This is a genomic window from Methylobacterium sp. NMS14P (assembly GCF_028583545.1).
GTDB lineage: Bacteria > Pseudomonadota > Alphaproteobacteria > Rhizobiales > Beijerinckiaceae > Methylobacterium.
Map to the genome: position 1 here is coordinate 2,925,775 of NZ_CP087106.1, position 23,146 is coordinate 2,948,920.

Below are 23,146 nucleotides of genomic sequence, written 5' to 3' on the forward strand. Positions count from 1 at the left end.
TGATGATCGGCTCAAGCGATGAGTTTTTTTCATCGAATTGCAGAGATTTAAGAATTTTTCCTCGATCCAGCAAGCTGGTAGGTGGACTACTAGACGATCGTCCCCGGACCACGCATGACCATCGCTGTCCTCCAAGCACTCCTGCCAATCGTCATCCTGATCGCGCTCGGGATGCTGCTACGGCGGCGTCGCTTCCTAGATCGCAGCTTCTGGCCGCAGGCCGAGCGGCTCGGCTACTTCGTCCTGCTTCCATGCCTCTTCTTCGACGGCCTCGCGACCGCGCAGCTTGAGGCGCTGCCTGTCGGCGAACTCGCCTTGACGTTGATCCTCTCGACCATCCTCGTCGCGGCTCTCGTCGTCGGGCTGCGGCCCCTCATGAAGGTGGACGGCCCGGCCTTCACGTCGGTCTTCCAGGGGAGCGTGCGCTTCAACAACTATGTCGGTGTCACTCTGGCCGCTGGTCTGTTCGGGGCGAAGGGCATCGCATTGGCGGCGATCTGCAATGCCGCGATCGTGCCGACCGTCAACATCCTCTGCGTGATGGTGTTCGCCCGGCATGGCGCTGCTCAGATGACCGGCCCCGCCATCCTCAAGCAGGTGACGACAAACCCGCTGGTCATCGGTTCTCTCGGCGGCATCACTTTCCAGGCACTTGGCCTCAGCATCCCGCAAGGTCTGGAGCCTGCCATGAAGGCCCTGGGCGCAGCCTCACTACCGCTCGGCCTGCTCTGCATCGGGGCAGCACTGGAATTCAGCGCCGCGCGCCAGTGGGTCAGGCCGGTCATCACGTCGTCCGTCGCGAAGTTCCTGGCGATGCCCGTCGCGACCGTTCTGGTATCCATGTTGACGGGGCTGAAAGGGCCAGCCCTGACGACCGCGCTCCTCTTCCAAGTTCTGCCGACCGCCTCGTCCGCCTACATCTTGGCGCGCCAGCTTGGAGGAGATGCTCCCTTGATGGCGGGCATCACGGCGACACAGACCATCCTCGCCTTGGCCGCGATCCCGCTGATGCTGATCGGCCTCAACGCGGTCGTGCAGTTCTGACGGCGATCCCGCATCATCACCGCACGGCCCGTAGAGGTTGGCGGCTCTAATCCCGGCTAAAAACCATCACAGGAGGAACAAGATGTCGAAGACAGAACACGCAGCGGTCAGCCGCTATCCCGTGCCATCGATCGAGGACATGCCCGAGGACATCCGAGCGCGCATCCTGGCGGTTCAGGAGAAGTCCGGCTTCGTGCCCAACGTGTTCCTGATGTTGGCCTATCGGCCTGACGAGTTCCGGGCATTCATGGCCTACCATGACGCCCTGATGGACAAGGAGGGCGGGCTGACAAAAGCCGAGCGCGAGATGATCATCGTCGCTACCTCCGCCGTCAACCAGTGCCAATATTGCGTGGTGGCACACGGCGCGATCCTGCGCATCCGTGCCAAGAACCCTCTGGTCGCCGATCAGGTAGCCGGGAACTTCCGCAAGGCGGACATCACCCCGCGCCAGAAGGCTATGATCGAGTTCGCCATGAAGGTCTCGCAGCAGGGGCATCTCATTGGTGAGGCCGACAGCATGGCGCTGCGCGAACATGGGTTCAGCGATGACGACATCTGGGACATGGCCGCCATCTCGGCGTTCTTCGGCATGTCCAACCGGCTGGCCAACTTCACCAGCCTTCGGCCTAATCAGGAGTTCTATATGCTAGGTCGCGCGTAGTAGACCCGCTCCAGCAGCATTGCGAGGCTGTCCGGATAGCTCAAGGGCGCACGACGGAGCGTCTGCTTCCGGGCGGCAGGCCAATTTCTGCAATCCACCCGCAGCCGAAGTTGCCAGAGGTCCGGCGAATGACCGCTTTGGAGAAACGCACGCGGCGATCCAGGCGGCTGGGTTGGGTCGGTAGCAGGCCGGCCGCTGTTCCCGCGGACGATCTCCGAAGCAGACAGGCCGCTTACGGACAGACTCCGTCACGCCAATACGGCGGCGCGCGCAGAACCGGACGTTCGGCTGGGCGCCCATCTCGGTCGTTCAAAACATCTTGGCCCGTGCCCGTGAGCAGACGTGGCGCTAGGCGATGCTGCACCGTTGCAGTGCTTACCCCCTAGCTAGACACTGGCATCGCCTTCACACCGACGACCGTGATCCGATACCTGCCTGGAGAGCGTCTTTTCCCATTCGCTGCGGGGCAGCTCGACGGTTGGCCAGAGCATAAGCGGCGAACCCGAACCCGACCGCAACGCAGAAGCTGGTGGTATCGAAGGCTACGAACACCTTGTCGCCCTCGCGCAAGCTCGTGAGGAGATGACGGTTTGTCGTGACGCCGCCAACGATCGGGATGGCGAAGAACCCGGCGGCGGCGGTCGTCAGCGCGACGGTCCATGCCCGAGCCGGCGCGAGGAACACGACTGGAAGGGCCGTCAACAACCACCCGGCGAAGAAAGCCTGCACTTCGGCCTCAGGACGGGCAGGCATCGCAGCGGGCAGCAGCCGGTTGGCCAGTAAGTAGCACGCCACGGCAACCGGCAAGCCGGCCAAAGTGCCGACGTTGAGCGCGTGGACGAGCCGGTGGCCCAGCGGCATTCGCGCCGCAGAGTTGGGCTTGGGTAGACGCGCGACGGTCCATAGCACCAGGCCGGTCGCCACCATGGCGCAGCCCAGCAGGCCCGACAGGAAGAACAGCAGGCGAAGCGGCCAGCGTGCGAAGTGCGCCTCGTGCAGGCCGACCAACGTCCCGTGCACGGTGGTCGCGGCGCTGGCCGGCATGGTCGTGGCGAGGAAGGTGCCGGTCACGCCATCGAAGCCGACCGCGGGGTGGAGATGGGCCAAGCCCTCGGGCTCGTCCATCGTCACCAGCACCGTGCTCCGCGCGTCGCGGGGATTGTGGATCGCGATGAAGGTCGCCTCCGACCCGGTGAGGCGCATCGCCTCGCGGATCATCGGTCCGAGTGGTGCCAGCGTCCCCGGGGCGTGGTTCGGGGGACGGGCCGCAATCGTCTGGCCGCGGTCCTGGAAGTATCGCTCGCGATCACCGCGGTAGGCCGTGTCCACCCCCCAAGGCATGTACAGCAGCATCAGCGTGACGAGACCGGTGTAGGTGATCATCAGGTGGAACGGCAGCGCCAGCACGCCGGTGACGTTGTGCGCGTCGAGCCACGCGCGCTGGCGTGCCTTGTTAGGCCGGAAGGTGAACAGGTCGACGAAGATCCGCCGATGCGTGACGATCCCGCTGAGCAGGGCGATCAGCATCACCATGGCGCAGCCGCCGACAATCCAGCGTCCCCAGAGGGGCGGCAGGTGGAGTTCGTAGTGGAACCGGTACAGGAAATCGCCGCCGCGGGTGTCCCGCGCGGGAAGCGTGGCACCGGTAGCCGGGTCGAGCAGCGCCACCGAGAACGGGGCTCCGGGGGCGGTGCGCCACACGATCCGGGTCGCGGGGATCTCAGGGGTCGGCAGCGTCATGAACCAGGCCCGCGCGTCCGGGGCGCGCTCGCGTAGGGCGTCAACGGCGCGCTCCGCGGCGATCGGGACATCGACCGCGTGACCGGCGTGGAGTTCCGGCCGCATCCACTGCGAGATCTCAGTGCGGTAGTAGCTTAAGGTGCCGGTGAGGAAGACTGCAAACAGCACCCAGCCGACCACGAGTCCGGACCAGACGTGCAGCCACGCCATCGACTGCCGGAACGTCGCCTTCATCCAGCTCCTCCGTGGAGTGCCCAGACGAGGCCGCCGAGCGCGAGGGCCGGCAGCAGCAGGCCCAGCGCGGCGGTCGCGAGGCGGCGGGCCCCGAACGTCCACAGCACCGCCGCGGCGTAGACGGCAAAGCTCAACATCGTCGCCGTCGACGCAGCGTCGGCCCGGCTCATCGGCAGGCCGAGCGCCAGCGCCGCGGTGGCGAGACCTGCCAGACCATAGCCGGCGAAGACCGCCAGGGCGATCCGGGCGGCGACTGCGAGACGGGTGCGGGCCATCACCGAGAAGCAATTCGCTGCGAAGCGAAGATCGACGAGCGCGTCACCACTTGTAGCTCGCGCTGGCGATCACCCGGCGCGCGTCACCGTAGTAGCACCCGCTGCCGGTCGAGATGCAGGACGCCACGTAGTGCCGATCGGCCACGTTGGTGGCGTTGATCGCGAAGCGCCAGCCGTCGCGCACGTAGTGCACCTGTGCGTCGAACAACACGACCTCCGGCACGGTGAAGTAGTTGTCGACCGAGGCGTAGGACATGCCGATGTAGCGCACGCCGCCGCCGAAGCCGAAGCCAGCCAGAGGTCCGGTCGGGATCGTGTAGTCCGCGAACGCCGAGGCCAGGGTCTGCGGGGTATTGACCGGGGTCTTGCCGATCCTGGCGGCCGAGCCGTCCGCGACCGTCTTCAGGTCGTAGCTCGTGAACGACGCGGTGATGTTGAAGTCGGGCGTGACGTTGGCCTGCAACCCCAGCTCGACGCCGCGCGAGCGCACCGCGCCGATCTGGATCGTGTTGTTGATGTTGGTCGGGTCCGTCGTCGACACGTTGGTGCGGATCAGGTCGAACACCGCGGCGGTGGCGAGAAGCTGCGAGCCCGGCGGTTGGTACTTCACGCCGGCCTCGTACTGATCGCCCGTCTCCGGCTTGAACGGCTGGCTGAAGAAGTCCGTCCCGATCACCGGGTTGAAGAACGTCGCGTAGCTCAGGTAGGGGGCGAGCCCAAAGTCGAAGTCGTAGACGATGCCGTAGCGCTGGGTCGCCGCGTTGGCGCGCTGCTCGGTGGTCCGGCTCGTCAGCTTGTTGAGGACGTCGTTCTCGGTGAAGTCGCCCCGCCCGCTGGCGATGATGCTGAGCTCTGGGGTAATGTGGATCTGATCCTGGGCGTAGATGCCGAGCTGCTGGAAGGAGGTGCCCGTGACGCTGAAGGGCGTCGGGATCGGGGTAGGCACCCCGTAGACCGGTGCGAGGAAGTTGATGCGCAGCGCCGGCAGGTTCGCGGTGGTCGAGCTGCGCGCGCTGGTGCCGTCGAGCTGAGCCTGCTTGTAGTCGAGGCCGAACAGCATCGTGTGGCGGAACGGTCCGGTGTCGAAGCGGGCTTCGAGCTGATTGTCGACGTTGAACAGGTTCTCGCGGCCAGAGGATTGCGAGCGATAGCGGTTGAGTACCGTCTGGTTCGTGCCGGCGACGTAGCTACCGGAGATCAGGGTGTTGTCGTAGCCCTGGGTGAACGAGTACCGCAGGTTCTGCCGGAAGGTGAACACCTCGTCGAAGACGTGCTCGAACTGGTAGCCGCCGTAGGCCTGCGTGCGTCGGAAGCGGTTGGCTTGCGGGTCGTTGATGTTGACGTTGAGCGGGATGCGCAGGCCGAGGGCCTGCGGACGCACCGTGCCGACGTAGGGCAGGAAGCCGCCGATGCGGCCGGTCTCATCGTGCTGGAAGCTCGTCAGGACCGTGAACGTGGTCGCCCCGTCTGGCTTGTAGGTGAACGACGGGGCGATGTAGCCACGGTTGTCGTCGGTGCCGTCGAGCTGGGTGCCACCGTTGCGGCCGAGGGCGGTGAGCCGATAGAACCAGTGCCCCTCCGCGTCGGCCGGGCCGCCGACGTCGAAGGCGAGATACTTCTGCCCGTAAGAGCCGCCGCCAGCCTCGACGTAGCGCAGTTCCTCCAGCGGCGGCCGCTTGCTGATCAGGTTGACGAGGCCGCCGGGTCCGCCTTGTCCGAACAGGACGGCCGCCGGCCCGCGCAGGACCTCGATCCGCTCCAGACCGAACGGATCGACCTGAAACGTCCCGTTGCCGTACTGCAGAAGCTGTAGGCCGTTGAGGTATAGCCCGGTGTCCTGCGCGGTGAAGCCGCGGATCAGGTAGAAGTCGATCCGGCTGCCAGGGCCATAGGTGCCACCGTAGACGCCCGGCACATACTTCAGTGCCTCGGGCACGGTGAGGGCCCGCTGCGCGTCGAGCTGCTGGCGCCCGATGACGGTGATCGACTGCGGTGTCTCGATCAGCGGCGTATTGGTCTTGGTCGCGGTCAGCGATCGGGTGGGCACGAAACCGTCGATGGGGCCGAGCGGATCCTCCTGGCGGCGTCCGCCACCGCCTTGGCCGGTGACGCTCAACTCCTCCAGCACGACTCCGGCTTGTACGGTCTGATCGGCGGGGTTGCGCGCCCGAGGGCGCGGCGGGGTCGCGTCCTGCGCCTGGGCGGCACCGATGGCGATCGGCCTGAACGGAAGGGCTTGGATCAGGATGCCGAGCGAGACGCCCGCGAGGGTGAGAGCACGCACGGTGCCTCGTTGTGCCTGATCTCGACGCATGAACACCGTGTCTCTCTCGCGCTGCGGGCAGCCGCCCGCGTTCGCCGGGAGGACGCCCAGCGGGAATGCAGATCGCAGATTAGAAATAAGCTAAACTACTGTTTTGCTTAACGTTTCTGTCGGCGGGATAGGCGCGATCACGAACGCGTGCAAGGCCAGGAATGGCAGGGGCTGTGGGTCGTGGCCGAAACAGCACAGCTGCTTCGCGGCACTCACGCGTGGGAGGCGTTGCCTTAGGGCGCGGCACCGTGCGTCTTACGATCGGCTACGGGTCGAGGAGTCCTGTCACGACGATGCTGGTGGAGCGATCGTTGCCACGGCGCACCGTCGCGGCGACGCCGTACACCTCCGCCAGCGTCGCCGCAGTGACGGCTCGTTCCGGCGGCCCGTCGGCGGCCACGCCCCCGCCATGGATCAGGACGACGCGATCGGCCCACGTCGCGGCGAGGCTGAGGTCGTGCAGCACTGCCACCACGATCAGGCCGTCCGCGGCGAGGCTGCGCAGGACCGTGAGGACGGCGTGCTGGTGGCGCAGGTCCAGCGCGCTGAGCGGTTCGTCGAGGAGTAGCAGCCGCGGGCGCCGGACGAGCGCCTGGGCCAAGCTCGTCAACTGGCGCTGTCCGCCCGACAGCCGATCGAGCCGGGTCTGGGCGAGCGCCGTGAGCCCGAGCCGATCGAGGACGGCGGCCGCTTGGACTGGCGCTGGCGCGCCGTGCGCCGGCTTGCCCGCCCTGGCGGCGTGGACGACGGCCTCCATCACGGTGAAGGCGAGATCGGAGGGCAGCGCCTGCGGCATGAACGCCACGCCCTCCGCTCGGCGGGACGCCGGGGCGCCGACCATCTCGCGGCCGTCGAGCCGAATCGAGCCCGCGGCCTGAACGAGCCCAGCGAGCGCGCGCAGGAGCGTCGACTTGCCCGCGCCATTCGGCCCAGCGACGATCGTGAGTCGTCCAGGCTGTATCATCGGCAGCGTCAACCCGCGCAGGACCGCGTGCCGGCCGTAGCCCACCCGCAGGTCGGCGATCGCGAGCCCCGCCGACCCATCGGGCATCATGGCGCAATCTCACAGCATGGCGTCATGACGCCACTCTGCGCGCGATCAGGATCATGAAGAACGGCACCCCGATCAGCGCGGTCACAATTCCGATCGGCAGCATCGTGCCGGGTACGAGAAGCTTGCTCGCGGTGGAGGCGAGCGAGAGCAGCAGGGCGCCGGTGCACAGACTCGTTGGGAGCAGGAAGCGATGGTCCTCACCGGCCAGCAGCCGCGCGAGGTGCGGCCCAACCAGCCCGACGAAGCCGATCGTCCCTACGAACGCCACCGCCGCCGCCGTCAGAACGCTGATCCGCACCATGGCGGCCAGATGCAGCCGGCTGACGTCGATGCCGAAGGTGCGCGCGCGTTCATGACCGAAGCGCAGGGCCGTCAGATCTGCGGCCGAGCGCTGCGACAGGGGGACGATGATGGAGAGGATCGCGGCCAGCGCGCCGATCTGCGCCCAGTCCGTGCGGCCAAGGCTCCCCATCGTCCAGAAAACAAGCTGCTGCAGCGCCTGCTCGGTCGCGGCGAACTGGAGCAAGGCCACCAGGGCGTTGAAGCTGAAGAACAGCGCGATGCCGAACAGCACGACGCTGTCGCGCCCGCCTCGAAATCGCGACAGACCCTGGAGCAGCAGGGCCGCCGCGAGCGCGAACGCGAAGGCATAGGCCGGCACGACCCACGCCTGGGGCAGGTACGGCAGGCCCATGCCGGCCACGATGCAGAGCGCCGCGCCGAAGGCGGCGGCCGAGGCCAGCCCCAGGGTGAAGGGGCTCGCGAGGGGGTTGTCGAGGACCGTCTGCATCTCGGTGCCCGCGAGCGACAGGGCCGCGCCGACCAGCAGCGCCGTCACCGCGGGCGGCAGCCGGACCGCCCGGACGATCGCCGCTTCGGCGGGCGTGACGCCCGCCGGGTCGAGCAGCGCGCGCAGCACGTGCCCCGGCGGCAGCATGGCGGGGCCCGTCGCCACGTCGAGCAGGAACGCGAGCCCGACGCAGAGGATCGCCAACGCCAGCCAGACCGCCCGCCGCCGCAGCGTCTGGGCGTAGGCCGCCGCCGGGTCCGGCGTGGCGGGGAGGCCGGCGGTCATGGGTCGATCCAGTAGGTGCCCGCCATCGGCACCGCGAGAAAGCGCGCGTTGATCTCGGCGAGGGTCGCCTCGGGTTCGATGCCTTCCATGAGTTCCGGGTGCAGCCACTTGGCCATGACCTCGACGGCAAGGAAGTTTACGGGCGAGGCTCCGAACCCATGCCAGAGCCCGTAGGCTCGGCCAGCCCGCACGGCCGACAGCCCGGTGAGGCCCGGTGCGCGCAGCACGGCGGAGAGCGAGGTGCGCGCCGTTTCTCGGTCGATGCCGTGGCCGAGGGCGAGCCCGCCCCGCCCGGAGCCGTACGCGCCGCCGGTGGCGATGTAGACCGCGGGGTCGAGGCCGATGAGCGCTTCAGGGCTGACCTGGCCCGTGGCCCCCGGCAGGAGTAGGGCCGCGGCGTTGGCCCCGCCCGCGGCGCGGATGTCGTCATCAAAAGTCCCCCGGCCGGGGGAAAAGCAACAGGCCATCGCCCCGGCGTGGGTGTGCAGGAATACGGCGGGGGCCGCGCGCGCGCCGCGCAGCCTCTCGGCCACCGCCGCAACATGGCCCGCCACGAAGTCAATGAACGCTTCCGCCTCGCGCTCCCGCCCGAGCAGGTTGCCGAGCGCGCGCATCGCCGGAGCCGTGTCGCGCATGGGGTGCTCGCGGAAGTCGATCACGGCGGCTGCGATCCCCGCGGCCGCCAACGCGCGCAGCAGCGCATTGCTCCCGTCGGCGTCGAGGGGGCCTGCCTGGGCCCGGCCGAGGATCACGAGATCGGGCGCCAACGCGATCGCGCGCTCGGCGGGGAAACCGCCGGGTCCCGCCTCGACCGTCGGCACCGCGGCGAGCGCCGGGAAACGCCGCGCGTAGGCCGCGTGAACGTCGGGGCTCTGCCGTCCGAGATCGCGCCCGATGCCCACGAGGCGTCCGACGGTGTCCCGGTCGATGAGTGCGAGGGCCGGCAGGTCGCGGCCAGCCGCCAGCAGGATGCGGCGGGCCGGCGCCGCCAGGGTGACGCTGCGGCCGAGGCCGTCGATCACCGTCACAGGGGCCGCGATGGCCGGGACGGCCAGGGCAAATGCGGCGAGGAGGCCGGCCCAGGCGAGGCAGCGGGGGCTCACCGCGTCGCCGCCGGGCGGGCGAGGAGGAAGGGCAATGCCCGGCTGATCGCGGCCGGCACCACGGAGACGTGATTCTCGCCGGGGAAGATGTGGAACTGGACGCGGGGGCCCGCCGCGCGGTTACGCAGGCGCTCGGCCATGGCCTGGGCGTTGCCGATCATAGCGCGGTCCGAGCCTCGGGCGGCGCCGCGTCGCGGGCCACCGGTCCCACGGGGCGAACGCTCCTCCAGCTCCCCCGCCGTGATCATCACCGCGGCCGAGGCCGGGAGCCGGGCGGCCGCAGCCGCCCGCAGCAGCGCCCCGCCGTCGAACCAGAGCGAAGGGCTCGCGGCGGCGTAGGCCGCGAAGGCCCCCGGCCGCGTCAGGAGCGCGTGGAGTGCGAACAGGCCGCCGAACGAGTGGCCGAACAAGGCGCGGTGCGGCGCGCGCAGGCCGAACCGGGCATCGACCATCGGGCCGAGTTCGTCGGTCAGAAACGCTAGGAAGGCGTCGGCGCCCCCGACGGACGGGGCTCCCGCGGGGTCGGCGCCATCCGGGCACGGCGGGGTGAGGTCGTAGCGGCGGCCGTCCACATCGAGGGCCTCGTCGGTCGGGTAGCCGATGCCCACGGCGATGGCTGGGCGCACTCCGGTTACCTCAGGCCGCCGGGCCTGCATGCGCAGGCTGTCGACCAATGTGCCGAACCACGCGTTCCCATCGAGGAGGTGGACGACGTCCCACCCCCCGGGTGGCGGCTCGGCGTCGGGCCACGCGAGGAAGATGCGGTAGGCGCGCCCCGCCCGGGAGCGGATATCCCAGCTCTCGGTATTGGGCAGGCGCACGCGGGCTGGGAACAAGGATTCGGGTCGGGTCAGCATCGCCTACCACCGATAGGAGAGGGTGGCGAGGACCGTGCGGCTCGTGCCGTAGAAGCACTGGTTGGCCGAGGCGCAGGCCGAGACGTAGTGGTTGTCGAGCAGGTTGGTGGCGTTCACGGCCGCGGTCAGCCCCCGGAGCGACGGGCTCAGCGCCCCGAAATCGTAGTGCACCTGCGCGTCGACCAAGAGGTAGCCGGGCACCTTGTAGGCGGCCGAGTTGACCGCGTCGCCGTAGGAGGATCCGATGTAGCGCAGGCCGCCGCCGAAGCCGAAGCCGCGCAGCGGCCCGCTCTGAAGGGTGTAGTCCCCCCAACCGGCGATGGTCTGGTCCGGCACGCCGATCGGCCGCTTGCCCTGCACCGCGACCCCGCCCGTCACCACGGTGCTGCGGGTGACCCGGACATCGGCGTAGCCGTAGGAGGCGATGAGCGCGAGGCCCGGCAGCGGCGAGGCCTTGCCGCTGAACTCGACGCCTTTCGAGTTCACCGCCCCAGTCTGGACCTGGCAGACCGTGCTGCTGCACCCGGTCACCGCCGTATTGGTGCTGGCGTGAGCGGCGTCGGTGGTCAGGACGTTGTACTGAGTCAGGTCGAAGGCCGCGACCTGGACGAGAGCGTCCACCCCCGGCGGCTGGTACTTTACGCCGGCCTCGACCTGCTCGCCCGTCGTCGGCTTGAACGCCGTGCCGCCGAAGCCCGTGCCGGCCTGCGGCTCGAACGAGGTGGCGTAGTCGGCGAACGGCGCCAGCCCGCTTTCGAACTGGTAGAGCAGGCCCACGCGGCCCGTGGTCGCCTCGCTGTCCGTCTCCGCGATCATCGATCTGCCCGTCGACAGGGTCGTGGTCTTGGACCAGTTGCGCGCCCAGTCGTGGCGCACCCCCGCCTGCAGGTGCCAGTTCCCGAACTCGATCTGGTCCTCCCCGTAGATGCCGAGCTGGCTGTTGTCCTGCCGCTGCTCGGTCGTGCGGCCGGGGATGGCGAACGCGCCGTAGGAGGGGTTGGCGAGGGTGTTGACGTAGCCCGTCGCGCCCGTGCCGTACCGGGCGGTCGGTCCGGTCCAGAGGTATCCCAGCCCGGTCAGCACCGTGTGCTTCAGCGGGCCGGTCCAGAAGCGGGCCTCGGCCTCGTTGTCGAGGGCGACCGCGTCGAGGCTCTCGACGTAGCGCTGCGGCGTGCGAGCGAGGCACAGGTTGGCTCGGCCCCCGCACTGGACCGCCGGCGCGTAGACGGTGCCGCTCGCCGGCACCGAGAACGCCTTGAAGTCGGTGTCGAGCTGGAAGTACCGGAAGTTCTGCCGCACCGCGAACGTATCGTCGAAGATGTGCTCAAACTGGTAGCTGAGCGCCGCCTGGTCGCGCCGGAAGCTGTTGTAGCGCGGATCGGCGACCTGGAAGGTGTACGGGATGCGGCCGTAGGCCGTCGGGATCAACGTCCCGAGGGCCGGCATCCAGTTCGACTGGAAGCTGTTGGGATCGCGCTGGTAGAGGCCCTGGACCGAGAGGGTCGTCGCGCCGTCGGGCCGCCAGGTCAGCATCGGGGCGATCATCGCGCGCTGGTCGGGGCTGTCCTTGACGGCGTTGTCGGTGTCGCGGCCGAGGCCGACCACGCGGTAGAGGAGATGCCCCTCCGGATCGACCGGGCCGCTCAGGTCGAAGCCGCTCTCGACGCGGCCGTAGCTGCCCAGGCGGGTGTAGACCTCGTTGTAGGGCACGGCGAGCGGGCGCTTGCTCACGAGGTTGATCAGGCCGCCGGGGTTGGACTGGCCGTAGAGCACCGAGGCCGGCCCGTGGATGACGTCGATGCGCTCCAGGAGGTAGGGCTCGACCGAGGGGATCGCGTAGTTGACGCCCTTGGGCAGGCGCAGGTTGTCGAGGAACTGCACGTAGTTGGCATTGCCGCCGAAGCCGCCGAAGCCGCGGACGAAGACGCTGTCCGAGCGGTTGCCGCCGCGCGTCTCGGCGGCCAGGCCGGGCTCGTAGCGCAGGGCCTGGCTCACCGTAACGGAAGCCTGCGCGTCGATCTGCGCACGCGGCACGACCGTGATGAATTGTGGCGTCTGCCCGATCGGCGTAGCGGTCTTCGTGCCGGTGGCGGTGATCGGTGGCGCGTAGCCGACGGAGGCGAGGGCGCTCTGGCCGGCCCCCTCGACGGACAGCGCATCGAGTTCGACCTCGGCGGCCTGCGCCGCCGAGGTCGGCGCAGCCTGAACGGCGCTCGTCGGTACGGACGCGAGCGCGCCGCCGAGGAGGAGCAGCGAGGGCCAAGCCTCGCGGCGGCGATGGGCGAACTTCGACACGACCTACCGTCCCGCTGGGTCACGCCGGTGCGGTCGAAGGCTTTCGAGCGCTCGGGCAGGCCCCGGTCATACGGATCGAAGGCTAAGCTGAGCAATTCCCATGACTTTCGAGATCGCGGCTTTCTCTTTCGATGTGATCTGGAATAATTCGGATCTGTGATCAGCGCATTTCGCGTGGCGATAGGCCGAAACGATTGCGGAAGAGCGTGGAGAGATAGGCGGGCGTGTAGCCAACCCGGTAGGCGGTCTCGGCGACACCCGCCTCTCCAGTCGCGAGAATGTTGTAGGCGAGTTGCAGCCGGTATTCCTGGAGGAACTCCGGGATGCCCGTCCCGAACAGGCGTCGGAAGCCAATCCCGAGGGTCTTCGCGTTCAAGCCGACCGCCGCGGCGAGCCGCGGCACGCTCAGCGGCTCGGCGTGGCAGCGCACGAGGATGTCGCGGGCGTCGGTCACGCGCTCGACCTCGCTCGCGGAAAGACCGCCGGTGGCCTCCGACGCATCGGGCGCGGGCAGGCACCGCTCCAGCGCGTAGGCCGCAAGTTCCAGGGATTTCCCGAGCAGGAACGGGTCGCGGGCGAACCCGCGGAGCGGGCACACCATGATCTGCGCGGCGAGCGAGCGGACGGCCTGGTCGGCGGCCGCGGTGATGAAGACGGGTCCGTGCCGCCCCCCAAGCTCGACCACCTGCGCCAACAGCGCCGCGAGCGGGACGCCGACATGCGTCTCGACGATCCCGGCCGAGAGGTAGACGAGGGCGTAGCGGAAAGTCTGCCCGGCCGCGAAGACCTGCTCGCGCCGGTGCTCGGACGCGCTGAGGACCAGGCTCACGGAGGGGGCTTCGACCGCGATGGGCGGGCGATCGTCGATCCGGCAGGACATCCGTCCCTCGAGGGTAATCGCGGCGGTTAGACCCCGCTTGAACGGGGTCAGGACGCGCTTCTCCTCTTGGAACTCGGTCTCCCCCGTCGACACGATCATGTCGCCGCCGAGCAGCGTCGTGAATCGTTTCGGAAGCAGGATGTTATGAGAGACGTCAGTCATGGACTCGGCGCGCAGTCATGATGACCGAAGTGCAGTCGATCTAGAATCATAACAAATAAGATTTAGCTTTCCCCTACATCGTTCGTGACGCATCCGTACATCTTCGCGACGAGACTGACCAGCGTCCCGCCCGGCGCCGTCTGAAAGCGCGACGTTTAGTAGAGACGACAACGCGATGCGGTGCGATCCTCGGATAAGGCTTTGTGACGTCGCAGCGGGGTGCGACGGGCAATCGCCATCGATGGCTGTTCGATCAGTTGGTGCCGCCTGGATGCGACACGCGCTTAGCCATCGAGGATCGCACTGACGGCGTCCGCTTCATCTGCGCCTGTGCCGGGAAGCGGACCAACTGCTTTCGGCCAAGGGCCGCCACCTGGACCGAGGAAACATCGCAACAAATATGTCGAGCTAGTTGCTACTAATAAAGCGAAACTCGCGATCAGTGACTCCCTTCGTTAGCAATCAAAGGAACTCGCTCGATCGGCTTCGGTTGGCATGCCATGGCACATAGGTGCCCCGCAAACCAGTCGTCGGGTCATTGGAGACGGCGACATCAGCCAAGCTCACGTCCGGTGCTGCTATGCGGACCCTAGGCACGTCCGCGTCGACGGGCGTGAGGCCCTCTTCTATGATCCCGCCACCGCCGCCGCGTCTCAAGCCGACATCGAGCGTGCTCGCGTCGCCTGCACGGTTCTGGCAATCCGGGTCGAGAGCTACGGCTATGAGGGCATCTACGATGGGATCTAACGCGCCCGTACGTGCTATCGTGGTGGTCGGAGCAGGCCTCGCGGCCCTGCGTGGGGCCGAGGCTATGCGCCAAGCCGGCTACACGGGTTCGCTCACGATCATCGGGGACGAGCCCTACCGCCCTTACGATCGGCCGCCGCTCTCCAAGCACGTCCTGACCGGTCACATCTCCGCAGATGCGACGACCCTGCCGAGCAGCCTCGACTGTGATGTCGACTGGCGCCTCGGCAGTCCGGCTGCGCGCCTCGATCGTGCGGCTCAGGTGGTTCACCTCACCGACGGATCAGCCCTGTCCTACGACCGTCTGCTGATCGCCACCGGCAGCCGCGCCCGGCCTTGGCCGAACCCGCACGAGGGCAAGCTCGCCGGTGTCCATTCCCTGCGGGGCCGGGACGATGCGGTCGCCTTGCGCGAAGCGCTCGTCGCCGGGCCGAAGCGCGTGCTTGTGATCGGCGGCGGCCTGATCGGCTGCGAGGTCGCGAGCGCCTGCCGGCAGCTTGGCTTGCCGGTGACCCTGGTTCAACCCGGCCCGGCACCGCTTGGGCGCGCGCTCGGCCGGTATATCGGCGGGATCATCGGCGCCATGCATAAGGTTCGTGGTGTCGAGCTACGACTTGGCGCCGAGGTCGAATGGTTGGAGGATGCGGGTGGTCGGCTCGTGCGCGCGCACCTCGCCGACGGCACCGCGATCGAGGCCGACGTCGCGGTGACGGCGCTCGGCGCGGTGCGCAACACCGAATGGCTGGTGGGATCCGGCCTGTCGTTCGACGCGGGGGGCGTCGACTGTGACGCGGACGGTCATGCGCTGGACGTGGATGGACGGCCCGATCTCGCGATCGCGGCGGCGGGCGACGTCGCCCGCTTCCCGCACCCGCTCTACGGCGGGCGCCGCATCGCCGTGGAGCATTGGGGACACGCGGTCGCGCAGGGCGTGCATGCCGGACGTGTGCTCGCCGGGGACAAGCCCGAACGGGGCTACGCCGCATTGCCCGCCTTCTGGTCCGGGCAAGCGGGCGTGACGATCAAGTCGGTCGGACTGACCGACGGTGCCGACGCCATGACGATCGCGCACGGCGATCCAGCTGCAGGACGCTTCCTTGCCCTCTACGGCCGGGCGGGACGGTGCATCGCCGCCGTGTCGGTGGATTGTGGGCGCTGGCTGCCGGCCTACGCCGCACTCATCGCCGAGAACGCGCCGTTTCCGCCAAAGGGGGCTGCGACCGATCGGGCCGGCCCACTCAAGATCCTCGCGTCGGGCCTGACCTGACGCCCGTTCGCGGACATGACATGGCCGACGCCAACCTCCTCAGGCAGATCAAAGACTACGCCAACCGCGCCGACCCATACCCACTCTACGCTCGCCTGCGTCAGAGCCCGGTCTCGAGGCAGGATGACGTGAGCGAGGGGAGCCCGGCCTCGAGCGAGGTGGCGCGCAGCGTTTGGGTGGCGGCAAGCCACGCCGCCATCACGCGACTGCAGAACGATCCCCGCCTGAGCGTCGAGACTCAGCCGCCGACCAAGCGCCCGTCCACCGGCAACCCGGTCACCGACTACCTCGTCAACCCGATCAAGGACCGGATCACCGACCGACACCAGCCGTTCCTGTTCCGCGACCCGCCCGCGCACGATCTCCTGCGCGCCGCCACCGTGCGCCAGTTCACCCCTGAGCGGGTTCACGCGATGCGAGCCCGCTCGGAGCGGCTCGTCGGCGAGATGCTCGACACCAAAGTCGGTGCGCGCGCGATCGACGTCGTCGACGACGTCGCCTACCCGCTGCCGGTCGCGGTGATCTGCGAACTGTTCGGGGTGCCGGACGGGGACGAGGCCCGGTTTAGCGATTGGTCGAGTCAGCTCGCCACGGCGGTCGAACCCGGTGTCGTGGTCAGCGACGAGGCCCGCATGGACAACGCCCGGGCCTTCGATGGCATCTCGGACTACCTCTCCGATCTCATCGCCGAGAAACGCAAGCGACCGCGCGACGACCTGCTCTCGGGGTTGGCCAACCAGGCCACTCAGGATGGCTATCGGATGGGCGACTTCGATCTGATCTCCACGGCGATCCTGATCCTGGTCGCCGGCCACGAGACCGCGGTGAACCTGATCGCCAACGCTTGGCTCACACTGCTGCGCCACCCGGACGAGCTGGCGCGCCTGCGCGCCGATCCGAGTCGCGCCCCGCGCGTGGTCGAGGAGGTGATGCGCTACGATCCTCCGGTGCAACTCGTCACCCGCAAGACGCTCAGCGCCATCGACATCGCCGGCACCACGATCCCCGCCGATGAGACGCTCATCCTGATGATGGCCGCCGGCAACCGTGATCCGGCCTCGTTCCCTGACCCGGACCGGTTCGATCCCGATCGCACCGGCACGCGCCATCTCGGTTTCGGCGGCGGCCTGCACTACTGCGTCGGCGCGCCCCTCGGCCGGTTCGAGGCGGAGGCTGCGCTGACTGCGCTGGCTCGCCGGCTGAAGGCACCGCACCTGATTGAGGATCCACCGCCCTATCGTCGCCCGGCGACCCTGCGCGGACCGGAGCGTCTGCGGGTGGCTGTCGAGGGGATCCTCTAGCCTGCTTCAGCGCCTGACAGCACAAGTCACAACGGGGTGCCTCGCACCCACGCCGACCATGCGTCCAGATGCGACGAGGTCTTGCAGGCTCTCTTGCGGGATCATCGAAGTAGAGGCTTTGGCTCGAAACCAGGGCTCGCCCTTCATGTGTGAACCCGGCTACGAGTTGCCGATGCCCGATCGTGGAGGGCGTAGGTAGCTGGCATGCCCGACACTCATCCCCTGATCCAGCGTCCAGGCTTGCGAGGCGCGCGCCCGCTCGCCGGTTTGCCCAGTTCGCCGCTCGCCTACGCCCTGCTCGCCCTGGCCTTGACGGCGGTCGGGTGGAACTTCGTGGCCGGCGATGCCGCCCGTCGCGAACGGCTGCACCGCAGGGAGTTGATCAGCCACAGCGAGCGCTTGCTCTCGACGATGAAGGATCTGGAGACCGGCATGCGCGGCTACGCGCTCACCGGCAAGCCCGAGTACCTCGAGCCCTATGCCGATGCGCTCGGCCGCATCCCCGGTGAGAGCGCCTTCCTCGACACCCTCGACGGTGGCTCGTCCGATCCTGCGATCGCGGCACTCGCCCCCGTGCGCAAGCTGCTCGGCGATGAGACGGAGTTCTCCGACCGGGTCGTGACTGCGCGGCGCGACCATAATTTCGACAGCGCAGAAGCCCTGATCGAGACCGGCGCGGGCAAGCGCCTGATGGACGCGATCCGTGCCGCCACCGCGACGGCCAACCGCTCAGCCGGAGAGGCGTTGGCGGAGAACGACCGTCGCGACAGCCTGCGCTACACCGCCCTGACGGCGTTCAGCTTGCTGTGCGCGACCCTCGCGATCGCGCTGCTGGTCCGCCTCACGATAGTACGCCGCCGCGAGAGCCAGCGCAGCAGCGGGCTGTTCGAGGGCGTGCTCGCCAATGCCCCGGTCGGGCTCGGCTTCCTCGACGGCGGGTTCAACATCTGTCACATGAACCGCGCGCTGGCGACGATGAGCGAGCGCGGTTTCGTCGCGGATCTCGGCGCACCGATCTGGACGCTTCTCCCGAAGCTGGAAGATCAGCTCACCCCGCTGCTGGAGGCGGCGCGCGACCACGGCCTCGTCAGCGCCGACGTGCCGGTGAGCGTACCGAGCGAGAGCGCGCCGGGCGGGACGCGCCACTTCCGCATGAGCTTCTACCCGCTGAGCCAGGATGAAGGGTCAGCTGTGGCCGCCGGCGTCGGCCTCGTCGTGGCGGACGTGACCATGGCCGTCCAGTCCGAAGCCCAGGTCCGCGCGGGCGAGGCGCTACTCCGGACTGTTCTCGACACACTGCCGGTGGGCGTGCTCATCGCCGAGGCACCATCCGGACGGATCACCGGCCACAATGCCCGCGCCGAGACGATCCTCGGGCACGGGGTACTGCCCGCGCAACCCGGCGACGAGCCTGAGCGCTGGGTCGGCTTCCACGAGGATGGCCGGCCGGTCGAGCCGAGCGAGTGGCCGCTGATCCAAGTGGTGCGTGCGGGCGAGCCGCAGTCCGAGCTGGAAGTCAACTATCAGCGCGGCGATGGTGCCCGCGCTTGGATCGGCTTCACCGGCGCGCCGATGCGGGCGGCCGACGGCGCGCTCGTCGGTGCTGTCGTGGTGGTCACCGACATCGACGCGCGCAAGCGCTCCGAGCACGTCCTCGCGGCGGCGAAGGACGCCGCCGAGGAGGCCAACCGCGCCAAGTCCGAGTTCCTGGCCAACATGAGCCACGAGCTGCGTACCCCGCTGTCGGCGGTGATCGGCTACTCGGAGATGCTGCAGGAGGAGATGGAGGACGCCGGCCAGGCGGACCTGCTGCCCGACATGAAGAAGATCGAGGCGAACGCGCGCCACCTGCTCGGGCTGATCAACGACGTGCTCGATCTGTCGAAGATCGAGGCCGAGCGCATGGAGGTGTACCCGGAGAGCCTCGATGTCGCCGCGACCGTGCGCGACGTCGCCGCCACGGTGGAAGCCTTGGTCGAGAAGAAGGGCAACGCCCTGGTCCTCGACATCGCGGACGGGCTTGGCGGCGCGTACACGGACGCGACCAAGCTGCGCCAGTGCCTGATCAACCTGCTGAGCAACGCGGCCAAGTTCACGGAGGGCGGACAGATTACGCTGTCGGCACGCCGGCAGACGGACGGCGACGGCGATCGGCTGGTGTTCGCGGTGGCTGACACCGGCATCGGCATGAGCGAGGAGCAGGCGTCACGCTTGTTCCAGCGCTTCAGTCAGGCCGATGCCTCGACGACGCGGCGCTTCGGCGGCACGGGTCTGGGGTTGGCGATCACCCGGGCGTTCGCGCACATACTCGGCGGCGACATCGCGGTCGAGAGCCGCGAGGGCGCTGGCACGACCTTCACCCTGACGCTGCTGGCGAGCGTGGCCGAGGGCGAAGAGAGACAGGCGCATGCGAGATCCTCGCGGACGCCGCAACCCGTGGCCGAGCCGATAGCGGGCAGCGAGGTCTTGGTCATCGACGACGATCAGGCCACCCGCGACCTGCTCGCGCGCTTCCTGGCCAGGGAAGGCTTCCACGTCGCGACGGCGGGTGACGGAATGGCTGGTCTCGAACAAGCGCGCACGCGGCGTCCGCGCGCGATCCTGCTAGACGTGACCATGCCGCGCATGGATGGATGGGCCGTGCTGCGCACCCTGCGCGCCGACCCGGAGCTCGGCGATCTGCCGGTGATCATGGTCACGGTGCTCGACGAGCAGAACCTCGCGTTCTCGCTCGGGGCGACCGACTACCTGCAGAAGCCGGTCGACTGGACGCAGTTGAAGGAGGCGATGGAGCGGTTCCGACCGAAGGCCCACGACGGGCCGGTGCTGGTCGTGGACGACGACGCCGACCTGCGCGCGTTGATGGCATCGCAGCTGACTCGGGACGGCTGGCAGGTGGCCGCGGCGGCGGACGGCCGAGCCGGCTTGACGGCGGTCGGCGAGCACCGGCCGCGGTTGATCCTGCTAGATCTGATGATGCCGGAACTGGATGGCTTCGGCTTCTTGCGCCTGCTGCGTACCCGCCCCGAATGGTACGACATCCCCGTCGTCGTACTGACGGCCAAAGACGTCACGGCGGACGACTTCCGCCAGCTAGCGGGGCAGGCCGACCGCGTCGTGCAGAAGGCCGGCCTGTCCTTCACCGACCTCTCAACGCTCCTGAGGACGCTCTACAGAGTTGATCCCACCGAGCATCAGCACGGTGGGCCGGGGTCGGATCAGGCCGACGGGACCGAAATAATCACGACGTCCGAATGATCAGCTCGTCAGTGCGCCCATGGGGTCAAAGATGCGGATCGTCGGCCGCTCGGAGCCTGCCCGCCGCGATGGCCTCTCGGAACGCCTGATAGTCCGCCTCATTCCGATCTCCGTAGGCCATCGCCCAATCGGCCAGGGCTACCCGCAGGTCGGCGCGGCCGTCATGACCGCAATAGCCCGCGATCGCCGCCGCATCCCCAGTCCGCGCGTGGGCCTTGGCGAGCAGCGCGCCGTAGGCGTGCGAGAAGTACAGCAGCGATCGGCCCGTCATGCGCGCGACTGGGATCTCGCCCTTCATGTTCTTCATCTGCCGCACGTAGAATGGCCGCCCCTCGATCTTCGTCCAGCCCAGCAGCGGATCACCCACCGCCTGCAGCAGGCGCTGGCCGTAGATCACGCGCTCGCCCTCGTGATCGGCATAGGGCTTGGGCATGCCACGCACGTACGGCGCGTGGGCCGGTCGCACGGCTTCCTTGACCTGGAGGAAGAGCGCGTCCTGATCCGAATTGCCACACAGCAGCGCGACGTACGCGCGGGTGCCGACGCTGCCGACGCCGACGACGCGGTGTGCGACATCGACCACGTGGTAGCGGCTGAGCATGAACCGCCGCTCGCGCGGCAGCGTCTCGGCGTAACGCTCCAGGCCGGTGGTGACGGCCTCGCGCGTCGCGTCATCGACGCGGACGAGGATCGGCGGCTCCTCACGGAAGCGCCAGCCGCCATCCGTGCGCCGCTCACCCACTCGGTCGAGCAAGCTCGTGTTGTTCTTCCGCCGCGCCTTCTCGACGGCCTTGCGCACCACGGCCTGCGAACGCGCGTCGATCTCGATGCCTGCGAAGGCGAGGTCCTCGGCGCGCGCCGCGCGCTGCCAGACGTCGAGCGAACCGCGCGGGGCGAGGTCGTCCATCGTGTGCTGGTAACCCGCCACCGCGCTCAGCGCGGCTTGGCGCCGTTCGGCCGGCGGGACATCGGCATCCCGCGCGGCGACCTCGATGCTCGCGCACAGGCGCTTCAGGTCCCACTCCCACGGCCCGACCGTGACCTCGTCGAAGTCGTTGAGGTCGAGCACCACCTCGCCCTGGGGTGAGCCAAACAGGCCGAAGTTGGAGATATGGGCATCGCCGTTCATCACCACGTCGATCGCGCCGCGCGGTCCCTGTGCGAGATCCCAGGCCATGACCTGAGCGGCCCCGCGCAGGAAGGCGAACGGCGAGGACGCCATGCGGGCGATTCGCAGCGAGATCAGGTGCGACTGCCGACCCTCGTGGGCCGCTTCGATGAGCGCGACCGGGTCGGGACGATCGCGGGCGAGATCGAGCACGGCATGAGCCGAGTGCGGCAGTTCCAAGCGCAGGATCTTGCCGGCGGCGCGGCGCTTCTCCCACGGCTCCACACCCGAGCGCAGGTCGATATGCGGGAAGTCCGCGAGGGGTTCGAGGACCGCCTCCTCGGCCGCTTCGATCACCGCTTCCTGCTCATCGACCACCGCCGAGGTATCCATGGGATGCGCTGACCGTTCCATCGACCTCGTCCGACCGCTTCAGACCACACCAACGGTTCGACCAGGGAATAAGCCCTTCGGCTCAACGTGGACTTAACCGCACACCACCCCGAGCGGCGATCCAGCCGTGACAAGGTCCGTCGCCTGCTCCGAGCCTCCTCGCGCGCGACCGTTCGAGGTAGCCGATTTGGTGTCGAACCGATCATTCTCGACCGCAGCCACTAAGACTATCGCCCGCGGGAGATCAGCTCAGCGGTCGACCTCTCACCACAAACCTGGAGCGCCTACATAGTCGCCGTATGTGCGCGTCAGCTCAGGTTCCCTCGTAAGCAGGTGTATCGCCATGGAGAAGACGTTCACCGCCCAACGAGAGGACCGCCCCGGCACAACATGGCTCGAACGCTTCCGGGCGGGGCGGGACGAAGCCGAGCGATGGTATCTCGGAGATGGGAACGCCGAACGCCCATCGGCTTCCGAGTGCCGTGCCGCCCTGCTGCGTCACATGCCGGAACTTGTCCCGCACTACGATCACGTGTGCGGGCTGGTCGGAGACGACGACCTGGCTCACCGCATGCTCAGCCACTATCGCCCAGCACCTCACCCGCAGGGTTGCAGCCAAGCCGTGTGGCTGGGCGACGATGGCCCAGCTCTGGTTCGCAACTACGATTATCCCCTCCCCATCATCACCGGGCGCATCGAACTCACCGCGTGGTCTCGGCGGCGCGTGATCGCGATGGCGCAACGACCCTGGGGCGGCTGCCTGGATGGGATGAACGACGATGGACTGGTCGCCAGTTGTACGCTCGGTGGTATGGCCAGGCGCGGGACGGGCTTCGCCATCATCCTGATGCTCCGCTACGTGCTAGAAACGTGCGGGTCGGTCGGGGAGGCCGTCGGCGCTCTGTGCCGCATTCCGGTCACCCAACTCCACAACGTCACGCTACTCGACGGGACGGGCGAGCATGCCACGCTCTTCCTCGGACCCCGGCGTGAGCCCGCCGTGACGCGGCTGAGGGCATGTACGAACCACCAAGAGGGGATGTCACCTGCATCCGGCTCAGCCCTGCGCCAGACCGTGCTGATGGACGCTCTGGGCGATCCTTTCGGAACATTGACGGGGCTGACGGTACTCTTCTTCGAGCCGCCGCTGTACTCGCGGAAGGCCGCGTTCACCACAGCCTACACAGCCGTGTACCGACCTGCAGAAAAGCGCGTCCATTATCTCTGGCCCGGGCAGCGTTGGAGCCAGACATTCGAGCGTTTCGTACCTGGGGCGTACAAGCACGACTATGGCGATCTCGAGCGGTGACCGCGGGTGAGGCGTACGTAGTTGCTCGCTTCTTTCCTTCTGTCGCATTAAAACGGATCACGACTT

Annotated in this window: 16 protein-coding genes; 6 read left to right on the plus strand and 10 right to left on the minus strand. The window is 68.4% G+C overall.

Annotation, left to right across the window (positions count from 1 at the left end; genetic code table 11):
* Positions 1-114 precede the first annotated feature (114 nt).
* Entirely contained in the window at positions 115-1,044 is a 930-nt protein-coding gene (locus tag LOK46_RS14085) for an AEC family transporter (protein ID WP_273564336.1), read from the plus strand.
* Between the two features lie 82 nt (positions 1,045-1,126).
* Positions 1,127-1,708 carry a peroxidase-related enzyme gene (locus LOK46_RS14090; RefSeq protein WP_273564337.1) on the plus strand — a complete coding sequence of 194 codons (582 nt, stop codon included), beginning with the start codon at positions 1,127-1,129 and terminating at the stop codon, positions 1,706-1,708.
* A gap of 405 nt (positions 1,709-2,113) precedes the next feature.
* Here LOK46_RS14090 and LOK46_RS14095 read toward each other — a convergent pair whose 3' ends face one another.
* The 9 genes from LOK46_RS14095 to LOK46_RS14135 all read right to left on the minus strand — a co-directional run bounded on the left by LOK46_RS14095 (position 2,114) and on the right by LOK46_RS14135 (position 13,697).
* On the minus strand, positions 2,114-3,682 hold the full coding sequence (locus LOK46_RS14095) for a PepSY-associated TM helix domain-containing protein (RefSeq protein WP_273564338.1): 1,569 nt from the start codon (positions 3,680-3,682) through the stop codon (positions 2,114-2,116).
* Entirely contained in the window at positions 3,679-3,957 is a 279-nt protein-coding gene (locus LOK46_RS14100) for an iron transporter (protein WP_273564339.1), read from the minus strand. Before LOK46_RS14100 ends, LOK46_RS14095 begins: the two co-directional genes overlap by 4 nt.
* Positions 3,958-4,000: 43 nt before the next feature.
* Positions 4,001-6,241 carry a TonB-dependent siderophore receptor gene (locus tag LOK46_RS14105; protein ID WP_273564340.1) on the minus strand — a complete coding sequence of 747 codons (2,241 nt, stop codon included), beginning with the start codon at positions 6,239-6,241 and terminating at the stop codon, positions 4,001-4,003.
* A gap of 295 nt (positions 6,242-6,536) precedes the next feature.
* Positions 6,537-7,325, minus strand: a complete 789-nt coding sequence (locus tag LOK46_RS14110; protein WP_273564341.1) for an ABC transporter ATP-binding protein — start codon at positions 7,323-7,325, stop codon at positions 6,537-6,539.
* 22 nt (positions 7,326-7,347) lie between these two features.
* Positions 7,348-8,400: a FecCD family ABC transporter permease gene (locus LOK46_RS14115; protein ID WP_273564342.1), complete on the minus strand. Its 1,053-nt coding sequence runs from the start codon at positions 8,398-8,400 to the stop codon at positions 7,348-7,350.
* On the minus strand, positions 8,397-9,428 hold the full coding sequence (locus LOK46_RS14120) for an ABC transporter substrate-binding protein (RefSeq protein WP_273564343.1): 1,032 nt from the start codon (positions 9,426-9,428) through the stop codon (positions 8,397-8,399). The genes LOK46_RS14115 and LOK46_RS14120 overlap by 4 nt, the downstream gene beginning before the upstream one ends.
* Positions 9,429-9,499: 71 nt before the next feature.
* Positions 9,500-10,360, minus strand: a complete 861-nt coding sequence (locus LOK46_RS14125; protein WP_273564344.1) for an alpha/beta hydrolase — start codon at positions 10,358-10,360, stop codon at positions 9,500-9,502.
* 3 nt (positions 10,361-10,363) lie between these two features.
* Positions 10,364-12,655, minus strand: a complete 2,292-nt coding sequence (locus tag LOK46_RS14130; RefSeq protein WP_273564345.1) for a TonB-dependent siderophore receptor — start codon at positions 12,653-12,655, stop codon at positions 10,364-10,366.
* A 160-nt stretch (positions 12,656-12,815) separates the two neighbouring features.
* Complete coding sequence (locus LOK46_RS14135) at positions 12,816-13,697, minus strand: helix-turn-helix domain-containing protein (RefSeq protein WP_273564346.1); 882 nt, start codon at positions 13,695-13,697, stop codon at positions 12,816-12,818.
* Between the two features lie 736 nt (positions 13,698-14,433).
* Between LOK46_RS14135 and LOK46_RS14145 the strand changes: the two genes are divergently transcribed.
* From LOK46_RS14145 to LOK46_RS14155, 3 genes are all read left to right on the plus strand, one after another.
* Positions 14,434-15,711: an NAD(P)/FAD-dependent oxidoreductase gene (locus LOK46_RS14145; protein WP_273564348.1), complete on the plus strand. Its 1,278-nt coding sequence runs from the start codon at positions 14,434-14,436 to the stop codon at positions 15,709-15,711.
* Positions 15,712-15,731: 20 nt separating this feature from the next.
* The gene (locus LOK46_RS14150) at positions 15,732-17,012 is read left to right on the plus strand and encodes a cytochrome P450 (protein WP_273564592.1); all 1,281 of its coding nucleotides are present in this window, start codon (positions 15,732-15,734) and stop codon (positions 17,010-17,012) included.
* A gap of 204 nt (positions 17,013-17,216) precedes the next feature.
* Complete coding sequence (locus LOK46_RS14155; protein ID WP_273564349.1) at positions 17,217-20,270, plus strand: response regulator; 3,054 nt, start codon at positions 17,217-17,219, stop codon at positions 20,268-20,270.
* A gap of 25 nt (positions 20,271-20,295) precedes the next feature.
* On the opposite strand, the gene LOK46_RS14160 is transcribed toward LOK46_RS14155, so the two are convergent.
* Positions 20,296-21,792, minus strand: coding sequence for a DUF2252 domain-containing protein (locus LOK46_RS14160; RefSeq protein WP_273564350.1), 1,497 nt, complete (start codon positions 21,790-21,792; stop codon positions 20,296-20,298).
* A 322-nt stretch (positions 21,793-22,114) separates the two neighbouring features.
* Between LOK46_RS14160 and LOK46_RS14165 the strand changes: the two genes are divergently transcribed.
* A complete protein-coding gene (locus LOK46_RS14165; RefSeq protein ID WP_273564351.1) occupies positions 22,115-23,080 on the plus strand; it encodes a C45 family autoproteolytic acyltransferase/hydolase in 966 nt (321 codons plus the stop codon).
* Positions 23,081-23,146 lie beyond the last annotated feature (66 nt).